1 protein-coding gene is annotated in these 1,082 nt (G+C 40.4%); it reads right to left on the minus strand.

What is annotated here, in order from left to right; all coding sequences use genetic code 11:
- Window positions 1-34: 34 nt before the first annotated feature.
- A complete protein-coding gene (locus ACYQ2M_RS25090; protein WP_459919143.1) occupies window positions 35-997 on the minus strand; it encodes a GIY-YIG nuclease family protein in 963 nt (320 codons plus the stop codon).
- Between the last annotated feature and the right edge of the window lie 85 nt (window positions 998-1,082).

Genomic DNA, 1,082 nt, shown 5'->3' on the forward strand with positions numbered 1-1,082 from the left:
ATTCGTTGGCTGCATTTCTTCGATATTATTCATATTAAAAGTGAAATGGCCCTCGCATTCCGAACGAATTATTAATCGGGCTTATTGGGACTTGTGCAATCTGTTGAAGCACATCCTTTTCACAATATAATTCAATAGAAGTTGAATTTTCCGGGATCTGCAAATATTGACCTGACCTTCGCTCCAACCATCCTGATGCATGAGCTGAACAGAGGCTTCTCGAATCACGTGAAACGAATGTGTATATAGGTGGATCAGCGGCCTTGATACCATAAAGGACTTGGATTCCGACCTCATCATAACCAGCATCATAGCATCTAATTTTACAGGGCGTTCCATCTGGATAATTTACAAGCAGGGTGGTACCCCCTTCAGGCGGCTTTGTCGATGTTTCAAGTGTGAATATATTCATATCTATAAATTGGTTTACTGCAAATGCAAGAAGATTTGAAAAAACGCTAAGGCGAGTTTTGTTAACCGCTCTTTTTATTGGCTCCTCTGGTCGTTCGGTTGAGTTGAGATTCCTCGTTTTAATGATATAACCGTGCTTTCGATGAAGCTTTTGGCCTGAAGGCAAGGTAATTGTTTCACGCCCAATTTTTGATGGGCAGTGTCCAACCCGATGCCCATCGCCAAGACCATGATTATGCTGAAAACAACAAAAAGAGCAAGGATCAGTAGCTGATCTTTGTGTATCCCGATATAAAATCACATAATGTCTATCATTCTCGGTAATATACTCTCCAGCATATATTCCTTTAGCAAGATTGTATAATTCATCATTGTATGAAAACCACTCTCCCCGAATATGGTACGATGAAAATCGATGAATCAATTCAGTTTCCAATCGCTGATGCCCTGGCATAGTTCCAAGGAGTCGTATTTCTTCAGGGTTAAAAGTTTGTGCTTGTTTTAGCCGTCGTTCAATATTTTGCGTGAAACCAATTTTAATAGGCCCTTTATCCGTGAGTTGCAAAAAATAAATGACCTGTTGCATACGATTAAGACCTCATCGGGTTTATTTTGACAGCCAACGTTATGAATTTTATCCTCCGTCCCGTCTCCGCAAAAAGACACCTTCA

The organism is Desulfocicer niacini, from assembly GCF_054657595.1.

What these genes read in the sequence shown, in the direction of transcription:
- ACYQ2M_RS25090 (WP_459919143.1), bottom strand. Translation starts at nt 997, where the DNA reads ATGCAACAGGTCATTTATTTTTTGCAACTCACGGATAAAGGGCCTATT.